Consider the following 1,080-nt stretch of genomic DNA (forward strand, 5'->3'; position numbering starts at 1 on the left):
TAGGTAAGATTTTACTGCAACAACAAATGAATAAGTTTCTGGGATTGAAACCTGCTAAAAACGACCCCAAAAATATTTTGTCCAACCTTTTCTACTAATCCTTTTGCACGCTATTCCTCATTGGACTCCTTGAGTTGTGCTTAATATACCAACAGTAGGTTATTACAAGGTCCATAGGATAGTTTTTTAGTGCCAAAAGAATAGTTTTTACAGTATCAATAGCAAAACTCTTTGGTATCGAAAAATGCTCCGGTAGTGTCGATTGCAGACCTGCCGGAGCATTTTACATTGGATAACCTTGCTTTACCTTTTTTCTAGTTTGTTTTCACCCATTTTTGGGTAGACTGTCGGTTTCCATTTTTCACATGAATCAGATACACACCACTAGGCACTCCCGTTAAATCAAAATCAAATTGATTTCCTGCCCTATTCTCTCTGATTTGTTTTTCCTGAATGATTTGACCGCTTAAATTATAAACCCTTACCACACAAACCGCAGGAATAAAACGATCCTGAACCACCACTTTCAATTGACCAGTACCTGGATTTGGAGACAATACCACTGCAAATCGAATTTCTTCCCCGGATTCATTTCCCCCCTCAACCTGAATGGTAACCTGTGCTGCTTCCGCCGCTAAGAAATTGTCATTTCCCGGTTGAACAGCACGGATCATCACCGTTCCAGGATCTGTAAAAATCAAAAAGCCATTTCTGATTTGAGCGGTTCCCGTCATCACTGAAACTTCTACTGGAAGCCCACTGCTTGAATTTACCAAAGTAGAAAGGGCAACAGAATCGCCAACTCTCTGAGGCGGCAAAGCAGCAAATGCAATGAGTTGAGTCGCTTTTCCAACGTTAAGAAGAACAGTATCTGTTTTGGGTAAGAATAAGGGCGAACCTGCCTGATGCAATCGAATGGAAACCGCACCAGCACCATTTACCGCCAAAAAATTATTGTCTTCCAACTGAGCTGGCCCAGAAACCACTGAAAACTCAATAGGCAGTTGTGCACTGGATGTCGCTTCCAACTTCACGGGATCAATGCCGAAAGTTATCCCAGCAGGTGGTGTAAAGGAGATG

General features: G+C 41.9%; 1 protein-coding gene. It reads right to left on the reverse strand.

Annotation, left to right across the window (positions count from 1 at the left end):
- Window positions 1-314 precede the first annotated feature (314 nt).
- Window positions 315-1,080: T9SS type A sorting domain-containing protein (locus ACWATR_RS40310; protein ID WP_460346070.1), on the reverse strand; the 766-nt coding region annotated here is incomplete at its 5' end.

Source organism: Nostoc sp. UIC 10890 (assembly GCF_054786515.1).